Source organism: Streptomyces silaceus (assembly GCF_001419745.1).
Taxonomy (GTDB): domain Bacteria; phylum Actinomycetota; class Actinomycetes; order Streptomycetales; family Streptomycetaceae; genus Streptomyces; species Streptomyces silaceus.
Genome location: NZ_LIRJ01000386.1, coordinates 1 through 2,200, shown reverse-complemented (window position 1 = coordinate 2,200; position 2,200 = coordinate 1). Strand labels below are relative to the sequence as shown.

Below are 2,200 nucleotides of genomic sequence, written 5' to 3'. Positions count from 1 at the left end.
CGCGGCCCGCGCCCGGCTCGCCCTCGGCGGCCCCGACGCCACCTCCGCCGCCATCGCCGCGCTCGACGCGGTGCCCCAGCACTCCCGGCACCGCACCGCCGCCCGCACCGCCGCCGTGCGCATCCGTGTCGACCACGCGCGCGACGCCGCCGGACTCGGCACCGCGGTGCGCGCCCTGGCCCGGCTGTTCTCCGCGCACGGCCTGACCGACGAACCGTCCCGCGTCCGCATGAAGGCGGAGGTGTGGGGCGCGGCCCACCGGCTGCTCGGCGGGGACGGCGACGTGCCCCGCATGACCGCCACCGAACTGCGCGCCGTCGCGGCCCGGGCCGACCCGCTGCTCGCGTTCCCCGACGAGGAACGGGCGTTGCGCAAGGACCTGTCCGGCTTCTACCGGGGCCTCGCCCACCAGGCGGGCCGCGACGCCCCGGCCGACGGCGACGCGGGCACGCCCCCGCTCGCCGAACTCCTCCTCGACCGCGCCTACGCGGTACGCCCCCTCGCACTGTGGCACTCCCGATTCGGCAAGGACACCTCATGGCTGGGCAAGAAGATCAGGAACCGGTCGCCTCGGTCGGCCTGGAGGTGAGCCAGGTCGTCGAGCTGCCCCGGCCCCGCGCGACGGCCACCGAGGAGGCGGCGCGGATGTACGCCGTCCTCACGGTGACCGTCCGCAGACGCGACGCCGGGCAGCCGCCGCCCGCCGCCACCGTGCCCGCCCCGGGCCCCGGCACCGCGCGGCCCCGGCTCGCCGAGGTGCTGCTCATCGACCACTCCTCCTCGATGGTGATGCCGCCGAGCCGCCTCGCGGCCGCCCGCGCCGCCGCCGTCAGCGCGCTGGCCCGCATCCCCGACGGCGCGCTGTTCGCGCTGGTCGCCGGGGGCGACAGGACCGCCATGATCTATCCGCGGCGGCCCGGCCTCGCCGTCGCGCACGCCGAGTCGCGGGCCGCGGCCGAGGCCGCCCTGCACGACTGCACCCCGGGCGGCGGCACCGCGATGGGCACCTGGCTGGAGCGCGCCCGGCACCTCTTCCGCGACCTGCCCGCCCACGGCGACGGCGGCTACGTACGCCACGCGCTGCTGCTCACCGACGGCAGGAACGAACCCGGCTACGAGACGCGCGAGGAGCTGCGCGAGCGCGTCGAGCGGTGCGCGCGGGCCTTCGCGTGCGACGTCGTCGGCATCGGCGACGCCTGGGAGACCGAGGAACTCCTGCTGATCGCGGGCGCGTTGGGCGGCCGCACCCGGGCCGTGGCGGATCTGACGCGACTGCCGGACGAGCTGGCCGAGCTCACCGGCCGAGCCGCCGAGCGCGACGTCACCGGGCTGCGGCTGCGGCTCCACCACCGCGCCGGGGTGCGCCCGCACTCCTTCGAGCAGGTCCACCCGACGCGGACCGCGCTCACCCCGGCCCGCGCCGACCTGTCGGGCGTGGCGCGAGGGGCGGGCGGGCCGGTCCACGAGTACGACCTGGGGCCGTGCGGCGAGGAGACCCGCGCGTACCTGCTGTGCGTCGGCGTGCCCTACGACCCCGCCCAGCTGGGCAAGCAGCTCCTGCTCACGGAGGCCGAGGTCGACACGGACGCCCCGCCGGACACCCCCACGGGCATCGAACTGCCGCTCCCCCAGCCCGTGTTGGTGCGCTGGACCGACGACGCCGACCTCTACAGCCGCCTGGACCCGCAGGTCGCCCACTACCGGCACGAGGAGGAGCTGCACCGCACCTTCGAGGAGGCCTGCGCGGAGCTGAAGCGGGGCCGGCGCGCCCCGGCCCAGGCCCTGCTCGGCCAGGCCTGGCGGCTGGCCGCCGAGGCGGGCGACACGGCCATGCAGGACCACCTGCGCCGCCTCGTCCACGTCCGCGACGCCGCCCGGGGCGAGGTCGAACTCCTGGACCGCATCGCGAGGTTCGACATCAAGGCGGCCCGCATCCAGTCGAGCATGACGGTCCTGCCCGCCCCCCGCCGCCCCGGCGGCCCCCGGTGAAAGCCCTCCTGGAGGCCCTGTGGGAACGCGGGAGGTCGGCGGCCCGCGGGCCGTGGCGGCTCCTGTGGCCCGCCCCGCTCCACGAACGGCCCCGCAACCGCGTCTACCTGCGCGAACGCATGATCACGCTGCCGCTGCTCGCCGTCGTCGCGGCCGCGTCGTTCGGCTGGGCGTACGCCGGGGTCCGCGGGGACTCGGCGGCCCTGCGGGA

2 protein-coding genes and 1 pseudogene are annotated in these 2,200 nt (G+C 77.5%); all 3 read left to right on the top strand.

The annotated features are described in order from the left end of the window. The coding region (locus AOK22_RS30845) for a tetratricopeptide repeat protein (RefSeq protein WP_279617098.1) at positions 1-589 on the top strand (589 nt) is incomplete at its 5' end. Beyond that, a complete protein-coding gene (locus AOK22_RS30840) occupies positions 538-1,989 on the top strand; it encodes a VWA domain-containing protein (RefSeq protein WP_079036927.1) in 1,452 nt (483 codons plus the stop codon). The genes AOK22_RS30845 and AOK22_RS30840, both read left to right, overlap by 52 nt. Then, a pseudogene (locus AOK22_RS30835) lies at positions 1,986-2,200 on the top strand (hypothetical protein); the annotation flags it as partial. The gene AOK22_RS30840 and the pseudogene AOK22_RS30835, both read left to right, overlap by 4 nt.